General features: G+C 67.3%; 22 protein-coding genes and 2 tRNA genes. 14 read left to right on the top strand and 10 right to left on the bottom strand.

Annotated features, from left to right (window positions below; all coding sequences use genetic code 11):
• The first annotated feature begins 4 nt into the window (after positions 1 to 4).
• The 7 genes from murC to GF399_02160 all read left to right on the top strand — a co-directional run bounded on the left by murC (position 5) and on the right by GF399_02160 (position 6,530).
• On the top strand, positions 5 to 1,459 hold the full coding sequence (murC, locus tag GF399_02190; GenBank protein ID MBD3399123.1) for a UDP-N-acetylmuramate--L-alanine ligase: 1,455 nt from the start codon (positions 5 to 7) through the stop codon (positions 1,457 to 1,459).
• A gap of 34 nt (positions 1,460 to 1,493) precedes the next feature.
• The gene (gene murB, locus GF399_02185) at positions 1,494 to 2,432 is read left to right on the top strand and encodes a UDP-N-acetylmuramate dehydrogenase (GenBank protein MBD3399122.1); all 939 of its coding nucleotides are present in this window, start codon (positions 1,494 to 1,496) and stop codon (positions 2,430 to 2,432) included.
• Complete coding sequence (locus tag GF399_02180; protein MBD3399121.1) at positions 2,345 to 3,259, top strand: FtsQ-type POTRA domain-containing protein; 915 nt, start codon at positions 2,345 to 2,347, stop codon at positions 3,257 to 3,259. Before murB ends, GF399_02180 begins: the two co-directional genes overlap by 88 nt.
• 14 nt (positions 3,260 to 3,273) lie before the next feature.
• Complete coding sequence (ftsA, locus tag GF399_02175) at positions 3,274 to 4,509, top strand: cell division protein FtsA (GenBank protein MBD3399120.1); 1,236 nt, start codon at positions 3,274 to 3,276, stop codon at positions 4,507 to 4,509.
• Between the two features lie 15 nt (positions 4,510 to 4,524).
• Positions 4,525 to 5,694, top strand: coding sequence for a cell division protein FtsZ (gene ftsZ, locus GF399_02170; protein ID MBD3399119.1), 1,170 nt, complete (start codon positions 4,525 to 4,527; stop codon positions 5,692 to 5,694).
• A gap of 229 nt (positions 5,695 to 5,923) precedes the next feature.
• Positions 5,924 to 6,000, top strand: a tRNA-Val gene (locus GF399_02165).
• A 452-nt stretch (positions 6,001 to 6,452) separates the two neighbouring features.
• A tRNA-Asp gene (locus tag GF399_02160) sits at positions 6,453 to 6,530 on the top strand.
• Positions 6,531 to 6,885: 355 nt separating this feature from the next.
• On the opposite strand, the gene GF399_02155 is transcribed toward GF399_02160, so the two are convergent.
• Complete coding sequence (locus tag GF399_02155; GenBank protein ID MBD3399118.1) at positions 6,886 to 7,371, bottom strand: hypothetical protein; 486 nt, start codon at positions 7,369 to 7,371, stop codon at positions 6,886 to 6,888.
• An 18-nt stretch (positions 7,372 to 7,389) separates the two neighbouring features.
• Entirely contained in the window at positions 7,390 to 7,893 is a 504-nt protein-coding gene (locus GF399_02150; protein MBD3399117.1) for a hypothetical protein, read from the bottom strand.
• Between the two features lie 32 nt (positions 7,894 to 7,925).
• Here GF399_02150 and GF399_02145 point away from each other — a divergent pair, with 32 nt between their 5' ends.
• Positions 7,926 to 8,345 carry a YkgJ family cysteine cluster protein gene (locus GF399_02145; GenBank protein MBD3399116.1) on the top strand — a complete coding sequence of 140 codons (420 nt, stop codon included), beginning with the start codon at positions 7,926 to 7,928 and terminating at the stop codon, positions 8,343 to 8,345.
• A gap of 67 nt (positions 8,346 to 8,412) precedes the next feature.
• Here GF399_02145 and raiA read toward each other — a convergent pair whose 3' ends face one another.
• The 8 genes from raiA to mazG form a co-directional block, all read right to left on the bottom strand.
• Positions 8,413 to 8,976, bottom strand: coding sequence for a ribosome-associated translation inhibitor RaiA (gene raiA, locus GF399_02140; protein MBD3399115.1), 564 nt, complete (start codon positions 8,974 to 8,976; stop codon positions 8,413 to 8,415).
• A 134-nt stretch (positions 8,977 to 9,110) separates the two neighbouring features.
• Positions 9,111 to 9,980, bottom strand: coding sequence for a lipoyl synthase (gene lipA, locus GF399_02135; protein MBD3399114.1), 870 nt, complete (start codon positions 9,978 to 9,980; stop codon positions 9,111 to 9,113).
• Positions 9,981 to 10,281: 301 nt separating this feature from the next.
• Positions 10,282 to 11,790 (bottom strand): RNA polymerase factor sigma-54, encoded by a 1,509-nt coding sequence (gene rpoN, locus GF399_02130; protein ID MBD3399113.1) that lies wholly within the window; start codon positions 11,788 to 11,790, stop codon positions 10,282 to 10,284.
• A 43-nt stretch (positions 11,791 to 11,833) separates the two neighbouring features.
• Positions 11,834 to 12,325 (bottom strand): hypothetical protein, encoded by a 492-nt coding sequence (locus tag GF399_02125; protein MBD3399112.1) that lies wholly within the window; start codon positions 12,323 to 12,325, stop codon positions 11,834 to 11,836.
• A gap of 284 nt (positions 12,326 to 12,609) precedes the next feature.
• On the bottom strand, positions 12,610 to 13,272 hold the full coding sequence (gene tsaB, locus GF399_02120; GenBank protein ID MBD3399111.1) for a tRNA (adenosine(37)-N6)-threonylcarbamoyltransferase complex dimerization subunit type 1 TsaB: 663 nt from the start codon (positions 13,270 to 13,272) through the stop codon (positions 12,610 to 12,612).
• 1 nt (position 13,273) lies between these two features.
• Positions 13,274 to 13,765 carry a tRNA (adenosine(37)-N6)-threonylcarbamoyltransferase complex ATPase subunit type 1 TsaE gene (tsaE, locus tag GF399_02115; GenBank protein ID MBD3399110.1) on the bottom strand — a complete coding sequence of 164 codons (492 nt, stop codon included), beginning with the start codon at positions 13,763 to 13,765 and terminating at the stop codon, positions 13,274 to 13,276.
• Between the two features lie 8 nt (positions 13,766 to 13,773).
• A complete protein-coding gene (locus GF399_02110; protein MBD3399109.1) occupies positions 13,774 to 15,651 on the bottom strand; it encodes a hypothetical protein in 1,878 nt (625 codons plus the stop codon).
• Positions 15,638 to 16,447 carry a nucleoside triphosphate pyrophosphohydrolase gene (gene mazG / locus GF399_02105; GenBank protein ID MBD3399108.1) on the bottom strand — a complete coding sequence of 270 codons (810 nt, stop codon included), beginning with the start codon at positions 16,445 to 16,447 and terminating at the stop codon, positions 15,638 to 15,640. Before mazG ends, GF399_02110 begins: the two co-directional genes overlap by 14 nt.
• 176 nt (positions 16,448 to 16,623) lie before the next feature.
• Between mazG and pfkA the strand changes: the two genes are divergently transcribed.
• The 6 genes from pfkA (at position 16,624) to GF399_02075 (ending at position 21,147) form a co-directional block, all read left to right on the top strand.
• On the top strand, positions 16,624 to 17,592 hold the full coding sequence (gene pfkA, locus GF399_02100; GenBank protein ID MBD3399107.1) for a 6-phosphofructokinase: 969 nt from the start codon (positions 16,624 to 16,626) through the stop codon (positions 17,590 to 17,592).
• 14 nt (positions 17,593 to 17,606) lie between these two features.
• On the top strand, positions 17,607 to 18,044 hold the full coding sequence (locus tag GF399_02095; protein MBD3399106.1) for a hypothetical protein: 438 nt from the start codon (positions 17,607 to 17,609) through the stop codon (positions 18,042 to 18,044).
• A gap of 187 nt (positions 18,045 to 18,231) precedes the next feature.
• Positions 18,232 to 18,564, top strand: coding sequence for a hypothetical protein (locus GF399_02090; GenBank protein ID MBD3399105.1), 333 nt, complete (start codon positions 18,232 to 18,234; stop codon positions 18,562 to 18,564).
• Entirely contained in the window at positions 18,564 to 19,529 is a 966-nt protein-coding gene (locus GF399_02085; protein ID MBD3399104.1) for a hypothetical protein, read from the top strand. The genes GF399_02090 and GF399_02085 overlap by 1 nt, the downstream gene beginning before the upstream one ends.
• A 152-nt stretch (positions 19,530 to 19,681) precedes the next feature.
• Positions 19,682 to 20,509, top strand: coding sequence for a hypothetical protein (locus GF399_02080; protein ID MBD3399103.1), 828 nt, complete (start codon positions 19,682 to 19,684; stop codon positions 20,507 to 20,509).
• Positions 20,509 to 21,147 carry a transglycosylase SLT domain-containing protein gene (locus tag GF399_02075; protein MBD3399102.1) on the top strand — a complete coding sequence of 213 codons (639 nt, stop codon included), beginning with the start codon at positions 20,509 to 20,511 and terminating at the stop codon, positions 21,145 to 21,147. The genes GF399_02080 and GF399_02075 overlap by 1 nt, the downstream gene beginning before the upstream one ends.
• The last annotated feature ends 109 nt before the right edge of the window (positions 21,148 to 21,256 follow it).

The following is a 21,256-nucleotide window of genomic DNA, read 5'->3' as shown; positions in this document are numbered from 1 at the left end:
CCTGATGCTGGGCAGAGTTACCCGGGTACACCTGGTGGGCGTCGGCGGTGCCGGCATGTCCGGAATCGCCGAGATCCTGCTCAACCTGGGCTTCGAGGTCTCGGGCAGTGACCTGCGCGCCGGGGCCACCGTCGAGCGCCTGCGCGGTCTGGGGGCTCAGATAACCGTCGGCCACCAGGAGAAGAACGTCATCGGCGCCGACGTCGTCGCCGTCTCCTCGGCCATCCCCGCCGACAACGTCGAGGTGCTGGCCGGGCGTAAATACAACATCCCCGTCATCAGCCGCTCGGAGATCCTCAGCGAGATCATGCGCCTGCGCTACCCCATCGCCGTCGCCGGCACCCACGGCAAGACGACCACGGCCAGCTTCATCTACGCCGTGCTGTCCGAAGCCGGCCTGGATCCGACGGCGGTCATCGGCGGCAAGCTCTCGGCCCTGACTTTGCCCGACGAAGCCCAGCCCGAGGAGGGCGAGGCCGCCCCGCCGCCGCGGGAGGGTTACACCACCGGGGCCACCCTGGGTTCGGGCGATTACTTCATCGTCGAGGCCGATGAATCCGACGGCACCTTCCTGGACATCCGGCCGGCCTACGCCGTGGTCACCAACATCGACGCCGACCACCTCAACTACTACGGCGGCTTCGAGCAGATCAAGGAGGCCTTCGCCCGCTTCGCCAACCAGGTGCCCTTCTACGGCGCCACGGTGGTCTGTCTCGACGACGAGGCCGTCCAGGACATGATCCCCAAGCTCAAGCGACGCTACATCACCTACGGCTTCACCACCCAGTGCGACGTCATCGCTCGGGAGCTCACCCTGCTGCCGATGAGCGCCAAGTACAAGCTCTACCGCGGCGCCGAGGAGCTGGGCGAGGTCGACCTCAACCTGCCCGGACGCCACAACGTCCTCAACAGCCTGGCCGCCGCCGCCGTGGCCCTGGAGGTCGGGGCGACGCCGGAACAGATCATCCGCGGCCTGCGCAGCTTCCGCGGCATCGAGATGCGCCTGCAGAACATCGGCAACATCGGCGGCCTGACCGTGCTCCACGACTACGCCCACCATCCCACCGAAATCGAGGCCACCCTGGAGGCCATCAAGAGCGGCTGGGCCAAGGCCGGACGACGGATCACCGCCGTCTTTCAGCCCCACCGTTACACCCGGACCAAGGCCCTCTTCGAACGCTTCCAGCGCTGCTTCTACCAGGCCGACCGCCTGATCGTCACCGACATCTACCCCGCCGGCGAGCCCGCCATCCCCGGGGTTTCGGCGGCCAAGCTGGCCGAGGGCGTCCGTCGCCACGGCCACCGCGACGTGACCTACATCGCCGACCGGCGCGAGATACCGGCCAAACTGGCCGACATGCTCACCGACGACGAGCTGATCCTGGTCCTCGGCGCCGGCAACATCTGGGAAACCGCCCGCGAAATCGTCAGCGCCCTCAAGGAGGCCCGCGCCGACTGAACCGGCCGCAGCGCGCCACGTCCATGGGAAAAGCATGACCAGCGAGGAGTTAGTCCAGCAGTTGAAGACCAGGCGCATCCCCTATCGCCGGGGGACGCCCCTGGCCGACTACACCTGGCTGGGTGTGGGCGGTCCGGCGAGGATCCTCGTCGAGCCCGACGCGGCCATCGACGCCGCCACCACCCTGCGGCTGGCCGACGAGGCCGGCGTCCCCGTCCTGCTGTTGGGTCGGGGCACCAACCTGCTGGTGGCCGATGACGGCTTCGACGGCCTGGTGCTGCACCTCGGCCCGGGCTTCGACGAAGGCAAGGTCATCATCGAGGGTCGCCGCTGTATCGCCGCCGCCGGACTGCGCCTGGCCGTTCTCCTCGACCGTCTGGCGGCCACGGGTCTCGGCGGCCTGGAGGACCTCTACGGCATCCCCGGCAGCCTGGGCGGCGCCCTGGCGATGAACGCCGGCGCTTATGGAACGGCCATCTGGCCCCGGGTGGCTTGGATCGAGCTGGCCCTGCCCTCGGGCCGGGTGACCCTGGTCGACGCCCACGAAATCGACTACGGCTACCGCCGCGTCGAGCTGCCCCCGGGCGCCGTGATCACCGGCGCCATGCTCAAGCTGGAACGCCGCGACCCCCGGGAGCTGCTGGAGCGCCACCAACTGCTGACCACCGACCGCGAGGGCAAGCACCCCCTCGAATATCCCAACTGCGGCAGCGTCTTCAAGAACCCCTCCCGGGAGCGCACCGCCGCCATGCTGATCGAGGCCTGCGGTCTCAAGGGGCGCCGGATCGGCGGAGCCCAAATCAGCGACAAGCACGCCAACTTCATGATCAACACCGGCAAGGCCAGCGCCGCCGACTTCTACGAACTCATCCGGCTGGTCAGGCAATGCGTGCGGGAGCGCCACGGCCTCGAACTGCAGACCGAGGTCCGTCTGGCCGGCGAGTTCAACCCTCACCAGGGAGACCGACGATGAACATCGACGGCCGCCGTCGCAGTGAAGGTCTGTTCCAGCGCCTGGGTCGCCGCGCCCGCTGGATGATCGCCCTGGTCAGTCTGGCCGTGATCTGCGTCGCCGTCGTTCTCTACCTGCGCTCCGACCACTTCGCCCTGCGGCGCGTCGCCGTGGCCGGCAACGCCGTGGTCGGCGACGAGGAGATCCGGGCCGCGCTGCCGCTGGAAGAAAACCTCTTCGCCCTCGAGGTCGAGGAGCTCGAAGAACGGCTGGAACGCAACCCCTTCATCCAGCGGGCCCGGGTCGAGAAGGAATATCCGGACAAACTCGTCGTCCAGCTCAGCGAGCGCACTCCCGTACTCTGGCTCGGCGGCGGCGAGCTCCAGCTCCTGGCCGGCGACGGCACCGTCCTGCCCCGTACCCTGCTGGACGCCGGTGGCTTCGATCTGCCCGTCTACGTCCCCGAAGAGATACTCCCGCGGCTCGGCGAACTCGAACGCCACAGCGACGAGGACCTGCTGGCCGCCTGCGCCCTGTGTGACGAGATGCAGTGCCTGGCCCTGCCCCTGGCCGATGAACTGCTGGAACTGACCCCGGTCGACGGCGGCCTGCGCGGCCGGATCGCCGACGGCGGCGACATCTATCTGCCCCGAAAAACCGAAGACGCTCTGCTGGCCGCCCTGCAGGCCGTCTGGAGCCGCGAACGCCTGACCGGCTACAGCGCCCTGGACGCCCGCTACGAGGGTCAGATCGTCGCCCGCGGCGGTGATCAGGCCCCGCCTCCGCCGCCGCGGCCCACTCCCGGCGAGGAGCTCCTGGTAATCGCGGAACCCGCAGCCGAACTCTAACGAGGAGGCCCATCATGGCCCACAGACAAGCCCCCAACGTCGTCGTCGGTCTGGACATCGGCACGACGAAGATCTGCGCCATCATCGCCGAAGTCACTGACGGCGCGCCCGAGATCATCGGCGTCGGCACGGCGCCGGCCCAGGGCCTCCGCCGGGGCGTCGTGGTCCACATCGAGGATTGCGTCAAGAGTATCTCCGAGGCCGTCTCCAAGGCCGAGTTGATGGCCGACGTCGAGGTCGGCGCCATCTTCGCCGGCGTCGCCGGCGGCCACATCAAAAGCTTCAACTCCCGCGGGGTCATCGCCGTCAGCTCCTCGGATCACGAGATCCGCGAGCACGACGTCAAACGGGTCATCGACGCCGCCCAGGCCATCGCCATCCCCCTCGATCGCGAGGTCATCCACGTCCTGCCCCAGGAGTACATCGTCGACGATCAGGACGGCATCAAGAACCCCGTCGGTATGAGCGGTGTGCGCCTCGAATCCGAGGTCCACATCGTCACCGGCGCCGTCACCAGCGTGCAGAACATCGTCAAGAGCGTCGAGCGCGCCGGACTCAAGGTCGCCGATATCGTCCTCGAACCACTGGCAAGCTCCCGCGCCGTCCTGACCGAGGACGAGGAGGAGCTGGGCGTGGCCCTGGTCGATATCGGCGGCGGCACCACCGACATCGCCATGATCATCGACGGCGCCCTGCGCTTCAGCTCGATCATCGCCCTCGGCGGCAACAACGTCACCAACGACGTCTCCATCGGCCTGCGCACCCCCACGAAACAGGCCGAGGTCCTCAAGTGCGCCCACGGCTCAGCCTCCTACGATCTCGTCGGCGCCGAGGAAATGATCGAGGTTCCCAGCGTCGGCGGCCGTCCGCCCCGCCTGGTGTCGCGTAACCAGCTCGTCGATATCATCGAGCCCCGGATGGCCGAGATCTTTGAACTCGTCAAGGGCGAGATCGTCAAGAGCAAATTCGCCGACGCCTTCCGCGCCGGCTATGTCCTCACCGGCGGCGCCAGCAAGCTCCCCGGGGCCTGCGATCTCGCCGAGCGCGTCTTCGGCGCCCCCGTCCGCCTCGCCAAACCCCAACCGATGGGCGGCCTGTTCGACTCCGTCGACGACCCCGCCTACTCCACCGGCGTCGGGCTCGTTCTCTACGCCGCCGAAGGCCGCCACCACGGTACAAACCTCAACGAGGGCTCCCTGTTCGAAAACATCATCAACCGGATGAAAAGCTGGCTCAAAGATTTCTTTTAACCCAAGGAGTCAACCATGCTGGAACTGCTCAATGAAAAACCCAACACCTTCGCCGATCTGAAAGTCATCGGCGTCGGTGGCGGAGGCGGCAACGCCGTCAACCGCATGGTCGAAGCGGAGCTGCGCGGTGTCGAGTTCATCGCCGCCAACACCGATGCCCAGGCCCTGCTCCAGAACGCCGCCCACAACAAAATCCAACTCGGCGCAAAACTCACCGGCGGACTCGGAGCCGGAGCCAAACCCGAGATCGGTCGCGAAGCCGCCGAGGAGAGCCGCGAGGAGCTCCTGGCCGCCGTGCGTGGCTCCGATATGCTGTTCATCACCGCCGGACTCGGCGGCGGCACCGGCACCGGCGCCGCCCCCGCCATCGCCGAAATGGCCAAAGAGCTCGGCATCCTAACCGTCGGCGTCGTCACAAAACCCTTCAACTTCGAAGGCCCCGCCCGCGCCCGCAAGGCCGAAAAGGGCCTCGAAGAGATGGCCGCCAACGTCGACACCCTGATCGTCATCCCCAACCAGCGCCTGCTGGCCGTCGTCGAAAAACGCACCTCCTTCCACAACGCCTTCGCCATGGCCGACGACATCCTCCACCAGGCCGTCCAGGGCATCTCCGACATCATCATGGTCCCCGGGATGATCAACGTCGACTTCGCCGACGTTAAAACCGTCATGAGCGGCATGGGCCAGGCCCTGATGGGCACCGGCTACGGCACCGGAGAGAACGCCATCGGCGACGCCGTCCAGAACGCCGTCAACTCCCCCCTGCTCGACGGGGTCTCCATCGACGGCGCCATGGGCGTCCTGGTCAATATCACCGCCCCCCAGGACCTGCCACTCTACGCCGTCGACGAAGCCCTCAACTCGATCCGCGACGTCGTCGACGACGACGCCGAGATCGTCTTCGGCGTCGTCGAATCCAACCTCTCCGATCAGGTCACCGTCACCGTCATCGCCACCGGCTTCACTCGACGGGCCAAACTCGCCCAACCCACGGAAGAGGAAACCAGCGAAAGCCAAATCTCCGACAACCTGATCGACGAACTCGACGCCCTCGAACGACAGGAAAACGAACAGGGCGAGACCGTCGTCCACTTCAACCGCCTCTACGACCGCGAGGAGGACCTCCAACGGCCGACCTTCATGCGGCTCAAGGAGTTCAAACAGCGCCGCCAAGCCGAATCCTGAGCCAACGGCCCAACGCCGCACCTCCCCCTCACCGAACCACACCCTAACGGCGAGGACAGCGCCGCTATACGACGCCGAACCGAACTACAACCTCCGCGGCTCGTCCGTCGCGGACACTCCCACACCTTAACCCCAACCCCACATTCCCCTTGACACTCAACCCCGGCCCGGCTTACAATCCCCTCTCCCACGTACCCACCACCCAGGAACCGGGAAACGACCTTGCTCCGGGCGGGTAGCTCAGTCGGTGAGAGCGCCGGTCTTACAAACCGGAGGTCACAGGTTCAATCCCTGTTCCGCCCACCACCGGGGCTGAATTGGGGCCGGGTTACAACGGGGCGCGTACAACGGGAAAGCGGACAACGGGGAGCGTACAACGGGGAGCGTACAACGGGGCGCGGACAACGGGAAAGCGTACAACGGGGACGCGGACAGCGGGGGCACATTCAACGGGGGCACGTTCAACGGATAGCCACGGATCTCCTCCCGATAACCTCGCTCGCCGCGCCCAACGGCCAACCCCGACTAGCGGTACTGAATTAATGACCGGGTTAAGAAGATCGGGAAAACTACAGACAAGCCCGTCCACAGCCAATATCCCCCTCAGCCTCCCGGTGCCACAATTGATGCCGGGTAAAATGAGTCGGGTTATGAAAACGCTCCAATGCTCGACGGGGATGCCTCAACAGCCCAACTCCCCAGGCTGATCCGTCACTCCCAAAGACGCTCAATTCAACCGGGCAACACCTGCCCCACACGCGGCGGTAGTTCAATTCGGTCAGAGCACCGGCCTGTCACGCCGGAAGTTGCGGGTTCGAGTCCCGTCCGCCGCGCCACGGAGACCCCTTACCGGGTCTCCTCCTTTATTACTCCGTTATTACCCCGTCAAGCAACGCGGCATCACCAGCGGCAAAACAGTTGATAACAGCCTGAAGTAAACACCGCCCACCGTCACTGACGAACGCCGGAACTGGCACGGTTTTTGCGGAGGCGACCCGTTAGCAGCGTTTATTAACGGGTGCCGAGATGCAAAAACCGTGCCAGTTCCGGCGCCGCGGGATTGGGGGTTGCACATGGTCCGCGGGGGCTGTTATCAACTGTATTGCCGTGCGGTTAAGCGGTAATGGACGAGGAGACCGGCCGGGGCCGGTCTCGAGGCTACTGTTGAGTCGGGTTATGAGCCGGCGCTCCCTAGAAAAAGCCCTTGATAGCGTCGACGACGATCTCGTAGCCGTCCTTGGAGTGATAGCCGGGGGCGTAGATGCTGAAATCGTTGCTCTGGCCGCCGCGGCGCACCTCGATTTCGTAGGTCGCCTTGTTGTGCATCTCGACGCTGGAATCGGTGTAGAGCTCCCAGATTCCGGCTTCTTCGAAGGCGTCCCACAGTTCGTAGCCGCGCCAGGCGGGCAATTCTGCTTCGTTGTGGTCGATATGGCCCATGTCGGATTCGGCCAGGTACTCGTAGTGCAGCTTGTCGCCGCCTTCGTATTCGATCGTCCATTCGGCGTAGCGCATCTCGGACAGGTCGTAGCCTCCGGTGGCCCGCATGTGGACGTAGAAGGGCTCCAGGGGTTCGCGTTCGGTGTAGTCACCGGGTTCGGGTGCCGGTGGGCGGCAGCCTGATAATAACGTAGCAACGGTGAGTAACAAGATGGAGACGACTAAGAATCTGCGCATGACCCTCCTCGGGAATGGTTAGCTGTCGGCCGGGTTAGTTTCCGGCGGGGCGGCGTCGTCCTCCCCTTCCGCGTTCGGTTGACAGAAGCCGGTGATGGCGTCGATAATCTTCAGGTAGCGTTCGTCGGGCTGGAAACTCGGTCCGTAGACCTTGAAGCCGTAGGTGTATACACCGTCGGTGGCCGTGACTGTATAGGTGTGCTGGTCGGTGACCATCAACTCGCCGGCGTTCTCCAGCTCCTCGAACCCCAGCGTTCTTATCTCGGTGTAGAGCTCACGGAGTTCGGCGACGGGTTTATCGCCATCCTGCCGGGTTATCTCGCCGTCCAGGGCTTCCTCTTCGATGGACCAGTGGGCGCTATCGCCCTCGACCGTGATCAGGTACTCGCGACCGCTGAAGGTGGACAGTCCCCCGCTGACGTACATCACCAGCTCGAAGTTCTCGTCGACGCGGAAGCAGGCCGGACCGAGGGCGGTCAGCGCGGCGAGGATCAGCAGCGGGGCGACGGTTGCTTTATTCATAGTGTCGTGAACCTCCGACTTTGGATATCAAAGTGAATTCCACTCCGCCGACGTGGTTCGAACCCGCGGGTTTGCGTTTTTCCTGTTTGCCGGACTGCGCCCGTTGCTGCCGGGGTCAGCCCGGGGTGGTGTTCGTCGGTGAAGTGGAGCGCCGGTTGATCGCCGTTACTTTGGGCCTGGAGGAGGATGAGTTCCGCCGGCGTTGGTGTCGGCGCATCGGCCTGAAACGCTGGTCCCTGCGTGAACGATCCAACGGAGACTGCGTTTTCCTCCAACCCGGTGGAGCGCGTTGCGAGATCTATCCCGTCCGGCCCCGGCAGTGTCGCAGCTATCCCTTCTGGTCTTCGATCCTGACCAGTCGGGAGCGCTGGCAAGCCGAGGCCGAAGAGTGTCCGGGTATCGGTCGGGGTCGGCTCCACGGTCCGGCCGAGATCCGTCGGCTTCTCCATTAAGGACTGTGACGGCCGGGTGCAGTATAGACCAATAATCCTTCCGGCTTCCACTCACCGCGCAAGCCGCCTACTCCGGGGCGATCCAGCCGACATTGCCGTCGGTGCGACGATAGACGACGTTGATATTGTTCGTCCGGGCGTTGGTGAAAGCGTAGAAGTCGGCGTTGTTCAGGTCCATCTGCATCACGGCCTCGTCGAGACTCATCGGCTTGATCAGGTGCCGTTCACTCCTGATGATCTTGCGCTCTTCCTCGCTGACCTCGCCGGCGTCGGGCTCCAGCAGCTCGTATGTCGCCTGGGGCAATTGTTCTTCGGCCACGGCGGCGGTGGAGCGGGCGCGCTGTTTGCGTCGCTGTAGTTTTTCCTTGTAGCGTCGTACCTGGCGGTCGATCTTGTCCACCGCCAGGTCGATGGAAGTGTACATATCGCCGGTTTCCTCTTCGCAGTGCATGTTGACGCCGTTGACGTTGATGTCGATGTCGGCGATGTGCCGGTATTTCTCCTGGTTCAAGGTGACGTTGACGTCCATCACCCGGTCGAAGTGGCGGCGGATCTTCTGCAGGCGATCCTCGACGTAGCTCTTGACGGCATCGGTGATATCGAAATGGCGTCCGACGATATGGACCTTCATCTGTCCCTCCCGTGATGAGCCCGTCGTGCGACGGGGTGGCTGGTGTAACAGGTGTCTGGAGGTTGCGGGACGAGATAATCTACATCTTGATGAGTTCGAGGGCGACGACCGCTCGCGACGACCGCTCGTGATGATCAGCTCCCGGACAGTTCGTGGTATGTTTGCGCAGCGCAATAGGAGCTGCGCACCAGGGGGCCGCTGAGGACGCTGTCGATCCCGGCGTTGCGGGCGAGGTCCGCCAACTCCGCGAACTCGTCCGGCGGCAGGTAGCGTTCCACGGGTAATTGCTCCGTCGTGGGACGCAGGTACTGCCCCAGGGTCAGGCTGCGAACGCCGACGGTGGTGAGCTCGGCGAAGACCCGCTCCAATTCGTGCCGTTTCTCGCCCAGGCCGAGCATCAGACCGCTCTTGGTTGTCAGCCCGTTAGCGGCGGCGCGGCGCAGCACCGCGAGGGAGCGCTCGTAATCGGCGCCGGGGCGCACCCGGGGGTAGAGCCGGGGCACGGTTTCGATGTTGTGAGCGAAGACTGCGGGTCCGGCTTCGGTAACGTCGTCGACGGCGGCCGGGTTCCCGGCGAAGTCGGGCACCAGCACCTCGACGGGGGGTTGTCCCGGCAGGGCGCCCACGGCGTCGATCACGGCGGCGAACTGGGCCGCGCCGCCGTCGGGCAGGTCGTCCCGGGTCACCGAGGTCGCCACCACGTAGGACAGCCCCCAGCGACGCACGGCCACGGCCAGACGCCGGGGTTCATCTTTATCGACCGGGGGCGGATCGCCGTGGGGCACCGAGCAGAAGCGGCAGTTGCGTGTGCAGCGCTCGCCCAGGATCATGAAGGTGGCGGTGCCGCAGCCGTAGCACTCGCCGCGGTTGGGGCAGCGGGCGCTCTCACAGACCGTGCTGAGGCGCTGCTCGCGCAGGGTGCGGCGCACCTCGCCCAGGTGTTCGCTCCGGGGCGGCTCCCGACGCAGCCAACGGGGATGACGGGGGTGGGATGTAGTCGGCAATTTTTCTTTTTGGTGGGGGGTGGGATAATAGTATTGCGTATTGCTCTGTGTTGCGGCTTACCGTCGTTACAGTTGCGGACGGCGCGGCGCGACCTTCGAAACAACACTCAGGCGGGCGGTTGAATCCCCGCCGGCCGGAACCGGCACGGTTTTTGCATCTCGGCGCCCGCCGGGACGGAGTGCCCCGGCGGGCCTCCGCAAAAACCGTGCCGGTTCCGGCGTCGCCGTTTCCCTGTGCTCCCGGTGTGCCGTGTCGTTTGTTTCGAAGGTCGCGGACGGCGCGGCGGAGTCAGCGTTCGGGCTAGAGGGGTTTGCGGCGTGAGGACGAGGGGATCTTCATCTGTTTGCGATACTTGGCGACGGTGCGCCGGGCGATGTCCAGCCCCTCATCGTCGTGGAGCGTGTCGGCGATGGCCTGGTCGGAGAGGGGTGTCGTCTCCTCGGCGATCAGCCGGCGGATGCGCTCCTTGATGTAGGTCGTCGAGACGCCCTCGCCGCCGTCGGTGGTCGAGATGCCGCCGGAGAAGAAGAAGCGCAGCTCGAACAGGCCCCGGGGTGTCTGGACGTACTTGCCCGAGGTGGCCCGGCTGACGGTGCTGGGATTGAGGTCGACGGCCTCGGCGACGGTGTCCAGGGTCAGGGGGCGCAGGCCTTCGAGGCCCTTGGTGAGGAAGTCGCGCTGGTACTCGAAGATGAACTCGGTGACGCTGAGGATGGTGCGGCGCCGCTCGTCGATATTTTTGATGAACCAGACGGCGGAGTTGATCTTGTCGCGGATGAACTCCTTGGTCTGCTTGTCGGCGGCGCCGGCGGCGACCAGGCGGCGGTAGTAGTTGGAGATCCGCAACCGGGGGATGCCCCATTCGTTCAGATAGATGCGGTACTCGTCGCCGATTTTCTCGATGAAGACATCGGGCTTGACGTAGGTGGCGGCGGTGCCGGTGTAGTTGCGCGCCGGTTTGGGGTCCAGGCCGGCGACCAGATGGACGGCTTCGCGCAGGCGCTCGACATCGACTTTCAGTGTGCGGGCCAGTTTCTTGTACTTGCGCTTGGCGACCTCGTTGAGGTGGCCGTCGATGATCCGGCGGGCCAGCTCGACCAGTTCGGGCTCGGTGCCGTTCTCGGCCAGGGGGGCCAACTGGATGAACAGGCACTCGCGCAGGTCGCGGGCGCCGACGCCGAGGGGGTCCAGGCCCTGGACGCAGCCGGTGAGGACCTCCTCGATCTCGGCGGCGTCGGCGGGGGGGTCGAGGTCGAGATCCTCGGCCAGCTCGGTGGTATCGAAACCGCGCAGGTAACCGTCGTCGTCGAGGTTGCCGACGAGTTCGGCGGCGATGATCTCCCGGCGCTCGTCGTCGCAGTTGAGCCGCAACTGCCACAGCAGGTGATCGTTGAGGGAGGTCTCCCGGGCGACGACCCGGTCGATGTAGGAGTCTTCCTCCGAGACCTCGAGCGGTCGCGGCGGGCGGTAGGGGCGCGGATCGTAACGCAGGTAGTCTTCCCAGTCGCGCTCGGAATGGTTGTTGTCGGTGGGGGTTTCGTCCGAGGGCAGGTAGTCCCGCTGGGCCTCCCAGGCCTCGTCGCCGCGGTCGCGTTCTTCGAGTTCGCTGTCGGTCTGGATGCCGGCTTCGCCACCCTGTTCGGCCTCCAGGACGGGGTTGCTGAGGAGTTCCTCGTCGACGCGGTCCTTGAGCTGCAGGATGGGCAGGGCCAACAGCTTGATGGCCTGCTGCAGCTTCGGCGACAGCTTGAGCTGCAGCTTAAGGGATTGATCGAGGGTCAGCTTGGGTTGATTCAGTGTCATCGGCATTGGTTATGGTTGAGTCTTATCCGTTAGACAGACGTGGGCTGGCTCAGTCTTCTTCCGCGGGATTGTCGTCCCTGGACGGGTCGTTGATGATCGTGTCCAGATAGCGCTCCAACTGACGCTTCATCTCCGCAGACAGCTCGATGAAGCGCAATCCCAGGCCGTAGGTGCGGTCGTCGTGGGCCGGTCGGGCGCCCTCGTCGTAGGTTTCGTTCAATTCGCCGTCGGAGGCCAGGTGGATGAAACCGCCGTCGGAGACTTGGCGGTAGGTGCGCACGACCTCGGCGTGGACGGTGGCGATCTTGGCCACGTCGGGCAGCATGAAGGACAGGGTCACGCGCTGGCCGAGGGGGGCGTCCAGGGGCAGGACGTCCTCGATGTTGACCTCGATGGCCAGGCCGCTGCGAGAGATCGAGCGGACCCGGACCTCGCGGAAGTGCTCGGGCAGACCGGAGAGGACGACGCCGTCCAGATTGGTGGGACGATAGCGCTTGGCGGAACGGCGCTCGGTGGTTTTATCGCTCATTGGTCCTCCCATCGGCCGCTGGGTATCGGGCGCTGAGTCTGCTGCGGTGTCGGAGGCCGCGACGCCGGGCCGCCGCTTCGTCGACCGCTTGTTGCCGTTGGAAAATCTGTCCGTGGACAGGCCGCTTCACGCCGATCCGGCAGCTCGGTCCGCGACGCCGTTGTTTCCCGGCGGTAAGCGCTGGGTCATCCGCTCCACGGAGGCGTGTTCACCTAATATGTTAGCCTAAAAAGGGACTTTAGGCAATACCGGGGTCGCCCGGGGGAGGGGGATGGGGTCTGCTCGGAGGCGGGAACTCAGCCCTTTTCGACCAGGGGCCGGGCCGCCGGGGCCTTGAGGTAGAGCGGTTTCAGCTCCTCGAGGGGGATCGGGCGACCCTCGTTGAGGTGCACCCGGCCGAGGTCGGCCAGGGCGAGGGGGGCGATCCAATCGTAGCCGGACAGCCGGCGACTCCCGGGCGGAGCCGACCAGTCAGCGGGAAAAGCTCCCAGATACGTCGCCGCGGCGGGGCGGGCGGCCAGCTCTTCCAGGGTCAGCAGCTCCGGCGGGCCGGCGGGGGACGCACCGTGGAAGGCCCGGGTGAAGACCAGGCCGCGGCCGGCGCCCAGCAGAACGCGGACGGCTTCGTCGTCCTCGAGTTCACCGCGGGCGCTCCAGCGCAGCACCTCGAGGCTTCCCGGGGCGTAGACGGGCAGGCGGTGGGTCTCGGCCAGGCCGAGGGTCACGGCCAGGCCGACGCGTAGGCCGGTGAAGGAGCCCGGGCCGCCGCAAACGACGAGGCCGTCGAGGTCCGCCGGGGTCAGGCCCGTCTCGTTCAGGCATTCCAGGGCCGCGGGCAGTAGTCCGGCGCCGCCGGTGGTCGGCGGGGCGAACTCGACGCTGGTGCGGATGCCCGCGGCGTCGTCCAGCAGGGCGGCGCCGCCGCGTCGGGTAGCCGAGGCCAGGGCCAGCAGTCGCATCTTATCCTTCCGTCGGGTTCGTCGAGGTCAGGTTCGCCGAGGTGTCCAACTCCAGCAGGTGGCCGTGGGCGCCGCCGACGTCGCGCAGCATGATGCGGCGTCCAGCTCCGGCGAAGGACAACCGCACGGTCAGGTGAGCACCGGGGAAGGCGCCGCGCTCGGCCCACTCGACGGCCAGCACGCCTCGGGGGCCGGGCAGCTCCCAGAGGCCGAGCTCGGTGAACTCCGCCGCCGTGCCGCCGAGGCGGTAGAGATCAGCGTGGTAGAGAACCAGGCGGCCGCGGTACTCGCGCAGGAGCTGGAAGGTCGGGCTGCGCACCCCGTGTTCGATCCCCAGCCCGCGGCCCAGGCCGCGCACCAGGGTGGTCTTGCCCGCGCCGAGGGGACCGTGGAGCAGCAGGCGCTCCCCGCCCCGACAGCGGCGCCCGAGCCTGCGGCCCAGGGCCAGGGTGGCCGTTTCGTCGGCCAGTTCGAGCTGGAGGTCGTTTCCCATCGCTCCGGTCAATCGAAGAGCCAGAGGGAACCCAGAGCCAGGCGGGTCTGCGGTCCCAGGCCGTTGAAGATCAGACTGAGGTAACGCGAGCCGGGGGGCAGTTCGACGACGACCTCGTTCCAGCGATCCGCGGCCAACTCGTGAAAGCTGGACTGAGTGCCCGATTCGCTGTAGACCTCGACGTCGGCGTCGCTGACCGCGACCCGGGCGCAGACCAGGCCGGTATCGGAGGGGAGCAGCATATCGACGCGCAGGGCGTCGGCGCCCCGGTAGACCAGGCAGGTGTCGGCCACCGGGGCTTCCCGACCGCCGATGGTCTGGGAGTGCAGCACAAGCTCCCAGGTGCGTTCGGCCCCACCGAGGGCGTTGACGGCCAGGCCTTCGAGTACCGGAGCGTCGCCGCCCAGATCGATGAAGTCCAGCAGCCGTCGGCCGGCGACGGCCTCGATGACCGCGGGCTCCCACAGACCGAAGCGCCGCTCCAGGGGTATCCAGTCGATGCGCCAGAGGGCGCGGGTCTCGTCGAAGCGTTGGACCATGCTCATCAACGGACAGCGCGCCAGTTCGTCGTGGTTGGCCGGTTCGCTGACGGCGTAGCGCGGGCGGCGGTAGCGCGGATCTTCGGCCCAGCGCTCCAGGGCCGGGGCCAACTCGCGGCGTTGCTCGGTGATCACCGGCGGCAACCCCCCGCTCAGATCGGCCACGCGCAGGCCACCGTTCTGCAGGTACAGGCCGGGCGTCGGGGTGGCCAAGTTGGTTCCCGGCGGCAGCAGCCGGGATACCTCGTCGCCGAACTCCCGGGTGGCCGTCGGCAGGCCTCCCGGTTTTCCGGCGAGCAGGCCGGGGACGGTCAGCAGCACCAGGGTGGCACCGGCCGCGGCCAGTCGCCGGCGACCGTCGAAGCGACCGGCGAGCCAGACGACGACGGCGACGACGACCAGGGGGCTCAGCCAAAGCAGGATCAGCCGGGCGCCGCGGATTATCAGGCCGCCCACGGCCAGGGCGATGGCGATGACGGCGCTGGACAACCGCCAGCGGGCCCGGGGCACCGCCGCGGCGGTCACCAGGGCGGCCAGGCTCAGGCCGATCAGACCGCCGCCCAGGGCGCCCAAGACCTTCAGGGGCAGACGACCGACGACGAGGAGGCGCTCGGTCAGCTCCAACCGCGGGGCCGAGGACAGGGGGACGACGACGTCGGTCAGGGGGTCGACCTCCCAGAGCCGACGCAGCAGCAGGCTGCGCAGCACCGCCAGAGCGAAGGGCAGCAGCAACCACAGGTTGCGCCGGTTCTGCTTTTCGCCCTTGAGCACGGCCACGGCGGGCACGGACAGGCAGACGGCCAGGGCGGCGTACATCCCGGCGTAGTCGCTGAAAACCAGGGCGGCGGTGGCCGGGACGATCACCGCGGGTCGGCGGTCGAGAACCCCGACGACGACCACGGCCAGCAGCAGGGCCGTCGGGGCGGTGGGTTCCAGCGCCAGACAGCCGTGAAGGGCGGGGGCGTTGAGCACCCCGGCGGCGGCGGCCAACAGCGCCGTCCAGCCGTGTCCGCCGAGCTGCCGGGCCAGGCGCTCCAGGGTCAGGGCGAAACCCGCCAGGACGATGAAGCCCAGCAGATGGGCCCAAACGACGGCCCCGACGGGCCCGCCCACCAGGCGTCCCAGGGCCAGCAGGGCGACGAGGAGGGGGTTGGCGGCGGCGTCCGTGGAGGGGTCCTCGGGGTTGAGCCGCCAGGGCTCGCCGGCGGCCAACCGATCGGCGTAGTGGAGTTGCAGCCGGGCGCCGTCGGAGAGGTTGCCGCCGACGAGGAGCCAGACTCCCACGGCCGCCAGGCAGACGGCCAGCAGGATCAGGCGGCGACGGCGGGGCTGTTCAGTCTCGTCCATCGTCTTCTTTGGCCCGCTGCCAGCGTTGCTCGAGTTCGTGCATGTCGCAGTCGGCGACCCGCCGACCCGCGGCGGCCAATTCCCCCTCCAGTTGGTCCAGGCGGCGGCGGAATTTCTCCAGGGTCCGGCTCAGGGCCAGCCCGGGATCGAGCTTGAGGAAGCGGCCCAGGTTGGCCAGGGTGAACAGGGCGTCACCCAGCTCGTCGGCGATACAGTCGTCGTCGCCCGCGGCCACGGCGGCGCGCAGCTCGGCGACCTCCTCGTCGATCTTTTCCAGCACTCCGCCGATGTCGGGCCAGTCGAAGTGGAAGTGCGCCGCCTTCTCGGCCAGACGGACGGCGCGCAGCAACGGCGGGGTTTGGGGCGGCACCTTGTCCAGGGCGTGGCTGAGGGGCTTGTCGACGACGCTTCGCCGTTCGCGCTCGGCCTCGCCGTGCTTGATGCGCTCCCAGTTGCGGATCACCGCCTCGGCGTCCTCGAGCCGGGGGCCGTCGTCGGCGAAGACGTGGGGATGACGACGGCGCATCTTGCGCGTCGCCGAATCCAGAGCGTCTTCGAGGTCGAACCGGTCGTCGCGGGCCGCCAGCAGGCCGATGAAGCTGGCCAGGTAGAGCACGTCGCCCAACTCCTCGACCATCCCGGCCGGGTCCGCCTCGCCGACGGCCTGATAGAACTCGTAGGCCTCCTCGATCAGATACCGGGCCGTGGTCTCGACGCTCTGCTCCCGGTCCCAGGCGCAGCCGCCCGGGGCCAGCAGGGTTTCCAGGGTTTCCAGCAGGCGGTCGTAGCTCTCCACGGGGCTCCCGTCGCGGTAGTAGGACGGTTATGGAGTATACGGAGCCCCCGCCGGACTGTCAACGCAGGTGCGCGTTGACCACGGCACGGGGCTATGCTACGCTTTGGCCGGATGAAAGCCGGGACCGACACGGATGCAACAGCGGGATGGATTGCAGCGTTGAAGGATTGTAGACGATGAAGATCGCCGTACTGACCTCGGGAGGCGACGCGCCGGGGATGAACGCCGCGGTGCGCTCGGTGACCCGCTGCGCCCTCTACCGGGGCTGGGAGGTCTGGGGCGTCGCGGAGGGCTACCGGGGGTTGATCGCCGGTGAGCTGCGCCCCCTGGTCAGCCGTGATGTCGGCGGGATCATCGACCGCGGCGGAACCTTCCTGGGCACCTCGCGCTGTCCCGAGTTCCGTGAAGCCGCCGGACGCCGCCGGGCTCTCGAGGTGCTGGCCGATCACGCGATCGGCGGCCTCGTCGTTATCGGCGGCAACGGCTCCCTCGCCGGGGCCCACGACCTCTCCGCGGAAAGCGGCTTGCAGCTGATCGGCCTGCCGGCCTCGATCGACAACGACCTCGCCGGCACGGACAACTCCATCGGTTTCGACACCGCGGTCAACACGGCCCTGGACGCCGTCGACAAGCTGCGCCAAACCGCTGACAGCCACCACCGGATCTTCGTGGTCGAGGTGATGGGCCGGGATTGCGGTGCCCTGGCCGTCGAGGTGGCCCTGGCCGGCGGCGCCGAGGCCGCCCTGGTGCCCGAGGCCGGCGGGCTGGGTGATCTGGAGGAACTGGCGGCCAAGCTGATCCGTAACTTAAAAATGGCCCGCAAGAAGTCCGCCGTGGTCATCCTGGCCGAGGGCGCCGGCGAGGCCCCGGCCCTGGCCGAGCGTCTGGCCCGGCTGACCGGGCTGGAGTGCCGGGCCACGGTCCTGGGACACCTGCAGCGCGGCGGCGCTCCGACCTCCTACGACCGCAACCTGGCCTCCCGCTTGGGTGCGGTGGCCGTTGAACAGTTGGCCGCCGGGACCGACGATGTGATGGTCGGCCTGGTCGCCGCCGAGTTGACCGTCACGCCGCTGGCCGATGTGCTGGCCTATGAGCATGCCTTTAACCGTCAGGAGTTCGACCTCGTCGGCATCCTGAGTCACTAACGACGGACGGTGAGATGGGTTTTTTCTCCAGGTTGTTCGGCAAGAAGAAGGCCGAGGAGACTCCGCGCACATCCGAACCCCGGGTGGTTCGCAACGATCCGCCGATCAGCTTCTTCGTCGCCCCCAACGACGCCCTGGGCGGCAAGCTGACCGGTGACGCCAACGTCTACATCGCCGGCTCGTTCAACGGTGTGATCGCCGTCTCCGGGCTGGTCTGGGTCGCCGAGGGCGGTCGGCTCAAGGGCCGGATCTATTGCGAGGACGCCTACGTCGCCGGCGGCGTCGAGGGCCGGATCCACGCCTCCGGGGTCATCGACATCGCCGCCGGTTCCGAATGCGGAGCCGAGCTGGAGTACGGCCGCCTGTGGTCCGACGGCGCCTTCGAGGAACCGGCGCTCCCCGAAACCGAAGAAGCGGCGCAGACCGCCGAAACCGCCGCTGACCGAAGCTGAACAGGGCGGGTTTTGCATCCCCCCCGCGCGCTGAAACGCGGCCGCCGAAAAACCCGAGCGATGCGAAGGACCACGCTCCTTCCCGTCCGCGAGTCCCGAACGACTGTCTCCATCCAGTACCCTCGAGCAGTACCCTCGAGCTCAACGCCGGAGCAGAAGACCGCCGCCGGTTGAGGGAGGTAAGATCATGCGTACCCTGTGCATTCTTCTCTGTCTGCTGTTGGCCGGTATTCCCGCCCTGGCCGCCGATCCCGACGGCGACGACGGCGACGACTCCGGCAGCGAAAACGAGAACAGCTTCACCCTGACCATCGCGCTGGCCGGGGTCATCGCCCTCGGCCTGGCGGCGATCGCCATCTTCGGCGAAGACGACGACAGCGACGAGGTAGTCGTCTCAGAAAGCGATCCCGCGCTGGAGGTCCCCGCCGACGAGGCCGACGACGAAACCGACACCGACACCGAAGAAGAGGTCGAGGATAACGAGCTCTTCGAGCGTATCGAGTCCGGAGAGAGCGACTGATGACCCCAGCCCAACCGACCAACCGAACCACCGCCGTCATCGGCCTGAGCGCCGTTCTACTAGTAGTTCTGATCTTCACGGGCTGCGAGACCAGCGAGAGCCTGATCGTCAATCCCGGCAACTGCTGGGTCTACTCCCGGGACAGCGACCGCCTGACGGCCCTGGACGCCGACGGTGAACTGACCGTGATCGTCGAGGATCCCGGCCGGGCCGTCGCCCTGGCCGCCGATCCGGTCAACGGCGAGATCTGGCTGGCCGACGTCGCGGCCCGCCGCCTGGTCAAGTACGATACCGACGGCATCCTCGAGCGCCTGGTCAGCGGCTTCGATCAGCCCGCCGACATGGTCGTCGACCCGGACAGTCAGAACCTCTACGTCATCGACTCCGGTGCAGAGGCCCTCTCGGCCCTGGACGAGAACGGCAACGGCCTCTGGACCCTCGAGCTGGACTACTTCCCCCACCAGCTCGGCCTGGCCGGGCGGGAGAACGCCCGGCGCCTGATCATCGAGGGACGTGAGGTCCTCTACTGCTACGATTCGGCCCAGGGCGAGCTGCTCTGGATCCACGAGCTGGCCGACGAGGGACGCTATCACCTGGACGCCGAGCCCGACTCCGCCAGCTTCTGGCTCAGCGACGGCGCCGTGCTCAGACGCTACGATCTGGCCGATGCCTCGGTGACCGTCGAGATCGCCGGGCTGGAACGCCCGACGGTCATCTCGGCCACTGACGGCGGCTGTTGGGTCTATGACGACGCAACCGGCGACCTGCACCTTTACGACGACGCCGGGGCCCGGCTGACGACGGTCAGCGACCTGCCCGGCGAGCCCCTGCTGGGGGCCGTGCCCGATCGGGTTTGGGTCGCCGTCGAGACCGCCGATCTCGTCGCCCTCTACGATGAAAACGGCGACGAAGAGACCCGCACGACCAGCGTTATCGGTCCCGCCGTCATCGGCGCCGTGCGCTGAGCCGACGGGCGCCGGTTCGGTCGTTGAACGGGGCGGACATTGATCCGCCCCGCCCCTGTTTGCAGTTCCACCGGGGATTGAGCGGCGACGGGCCTTGCCAGCCGGGCCCCGCCGGGGTACAATCGCAGTGTAGTTCAACCGGAGGTCGCTCGATGCAGGGACGGGTCGAATTGATGCGGGCACGACGGAAGAAACGCCGGCGGCGGATCATCGTCACCAGTATCGTCGTCGCCGTGGTCCTCGTCGGCGCCCTGTTCCTCTGGCGCCCCTGGGAAAAGGACGACGGCGAGAGCATCTCCGACAGCGATGCCGTGATCGATAACGGCCAAACCGCGCCCCCCGACGGCGAAGATAGCGGCGAAGAAGAAAATGGGGAGATCGAGCCCGCGGGTCCGACGGATCCCGCCGAGCTGCGCTTCGTCCTTTGGCGCGCAGGCGGCGGCGAACGCGCCGAGCGCAACGCCCGCTTCGAACTCGCCCAACTCAGTGAACGACCAGCTGAGGAACTGGCCGTCGACGTCAAGAACATGGCCCTCGACATGCGCCTGGCCCCCGCCGTCTATTACCACGGCGATGCGCAGTTGATTTCCTCCACGGCGGCGGCCCTGGCCGACCGCCTGGGTTACGGTCCACCCCGGCGCGTCGATCTCGTAATCGTGTTGGGATCGGACATCGCCGGACTGCTGGCCAACGTCCCCGCCGAGCTCCCCGGTGAGGGTTCCCTGGCCGGACTGCGTGCCGAGGTGCTCAACGGCTGCGGTGTCGCCGGTGTGGCCGGGCAGACCGCCGAGTTGTTGCGGCGACTGGGCGTCGAGGTCCTGCCGCCGCGCAACTACGAACACTTCGAACTCGACAAGACCACCCTGGCCTACGCACCCGGCTCCATCGACGCCGCTGAGGAACTCAAGCGCGTCCTCGAACTGCCCGGCAAGGTCACCCCGACGGCCTACGACCTCGAGGTTATCCTGGGGGTCGAGTGATGCTGCGGCGGCTGACGCTGACGTTACTGCTGGTGGCGACTATCGCCGGCGCCGACGAGGTCGTCGTCCGCGACGGCGTGATCACCAACCTGCCCGCCCACCCCCGCCTCTACCGACCCCCCGCCGAGGTGCTCGCCCAGCGCGAGGCCAACGAGGCCCGCTACGCCCCCCTGATCGCTGAAACCGCCGCGCGCTACGGCCTCGAGGTCGCCCTGATCAAGGCCGTCGTCCGCGTCGAGAGCGCCTTCTACCCCCGGGCCGTTTCCCGGGCCGGGGCCCGGGGCCTGATGCAGTTGATGCCCGCCACGGCGCAAGAGCTGGGGGTGGTCGATTCCTTCGACCCCGCCGCCAACCTCGACGGCGGCTGCCGCTACCTGCTCGAGATGCTGCGACGCTTCGACGGCCGGCTGCGCCTCGCCCTGGCCGCCTACAACGCCGGACCGCGGGCCGTCGAGCACTACGGCGGCGTGCCGCCCTACGACGAAACACGGCGCTACGTCGAACTCGTCCTCGGCCACTACGCCGACTACGGCGGCGTCGGCGAGACCGTCAAACTCGACGAGAGCGCCGAGGCGCCGAGCAACCCAGTCTACGTTTCGCCCGACGGGACGCTGACCAACATCCCCCCGCTGGATTAGCAGCCGCCGGGGGACCGCCGGTCTTCAAGCTTCGCCCGCCGCGGCCGCCGGAACCGGCACGGTTTTTGCATCTCGGCGACCGTTACTAACGATGATAACGGTCCGCCTC

The sequence above is a fragment of the Candidatus Coatesbacteria bacterium genome (assembly GCA_014728225.1).
Classification (GTDB): domain Bacteria; phylum RBG-13-66-14; class RBG-13-66-14; order RBG-13-66-14; family RBG-13-66-14; genus WJLX01.
The sequence above is the reverse complement of the archived record's forward strand: the minus strand, read 5'-3'. Positions and strand labels throughout refer to the sequence as shown.

Excerpts from the sequence above, each read along its gene's own strand:
- ftsA (MBD3399120.1), top strand. The coding sequence starts at position 3,274 with ATGGCCCACAGACAAGCCCCCAACGTCGTCGTCGGTCTGGACATCGGC.
- murB (MBD3399122.1), top strand. The coding sequence starts at position 1,494 with ATGACCAGCGAGGAGTTAGTCCAGCAGTTGAAGACCAGGCGCATCCCC.
- GF399_02125 (MBD3399112.1), bottom strand. The coding sequence starts at position 12,325 with ATGGGAGGACCAATGAGCGATAAAACCACCGAGCGCCGTTCCGCCAAG.
- ftsZ (MBD3399119.1), top strand. The coding sequence starts at position 4,525 with ATGCTGGAACTGCTCAATGAAAAACCCAACACCTTCGCCGATCTGAAA.
- GF399_02085 (MBD3399104.1), top strand. The coding sequence starts at position 18,564 with ATGACCCCAGCCCAACCGACCAACCGAACCACCGCCGTCATCGGCCTG.
- GF399_02150 (MBD3399117.1), bottom strand. The coding sequence starts at position 7,893 with ATGAATAAAGCAACCGTCGCCCCGCTGCTGATCCTCGCCGCGCTGACC.
- tsaB (MBD3399111.1), bottom strand. The coding sequence starts at position 13,272 with ATGCGACTGCTGGCCCTGGCCTCGGCTACCCGACGCGGCGGCGCCGCC.
- pfkA (MBD3399107.1), top strand. The coding sequence starts at position 16,624 with ATGAAGATCGCCGTACTGACCTCGGGAGGCGACGCGCCGGGGATGAAC.
- GF399_02180 (MBD3399121.1), top strand. The coding sequence starts at position 2,345 with ATGCGTGCGGGAGCGCCACGGCCTCGAACTGCAGACCGAGGTCCGTCT.
- rpoN (MBD3399113.1), bottom strand. The coding sequence starts at position 11,790 with ATGCCGATGACACTGAATCAACCCAAGCTGACCCTCGATCAATCCCTT.
- GF399_02080 (MBD3399103.1), top strand. The coding sequence starts at position 19,682 with ATGCAGGGACGGGTCGAATTGATGCGGGCACGACGGAAGAAACGCCGG.
- GF399_02095 (MBD3399106.1), top strand. The coding sequence starts at position 17,607 with ATGGGTTTTTTCTCCAGGTTGTTCGGCAAGAAGAAGGCCGAGGAGACT.
- GF399_02155 (MBD3399118.1), bottom strand. The coding sequence starts at position 7,371 with ATGCGCAGATTCTTAGTCGTCTCCATCTTGTTACTCACCGTTGCTACG.
- murC (MBD3399123.1), top strand. The coding sequence starts at position 5 with ATGCTGGGCAGAGTTACCCGGGTACACCTGGTGGGCGTCGGCGGTGCC.
- GF399_02110 (MBD3399109.1), bottom strand. The coding sequence starts at position 15,651 with ATGGACGAGACTGAACAGCCCCGCCGTCGCCGCCTGATCCTGCTGGCC.
- GF399_02075 (MBD3399102.1), top strand. The coding sequence starts at position 20,509 with ATGCTGCGGCGGCTGACGCTGACGTTACTGCTGGTGGCGACTATCGCC.
- tsaE (MBD3399110.1), bottom strand. The coding sequence starts at position 13,765 with ATGGGAAACGACCTCCAGCTCGAACTGGCCGACGAAACGGCCACCCTG.
- GF399_02090 (MBD3399105.1), top strand. The coding sequence starts at position 18,232 with ATGCGTACCCTGTGCATTCTTCTCTGTCTGCTGTTGGCCGGTATTCCC.
- raiA (MBD3399115.1), bottom strand. The coding sequence starts at position 8,976 with ATGAAGGTCCATATCGTCGGACGCCATTTCGATATCACCGATGCCGTC.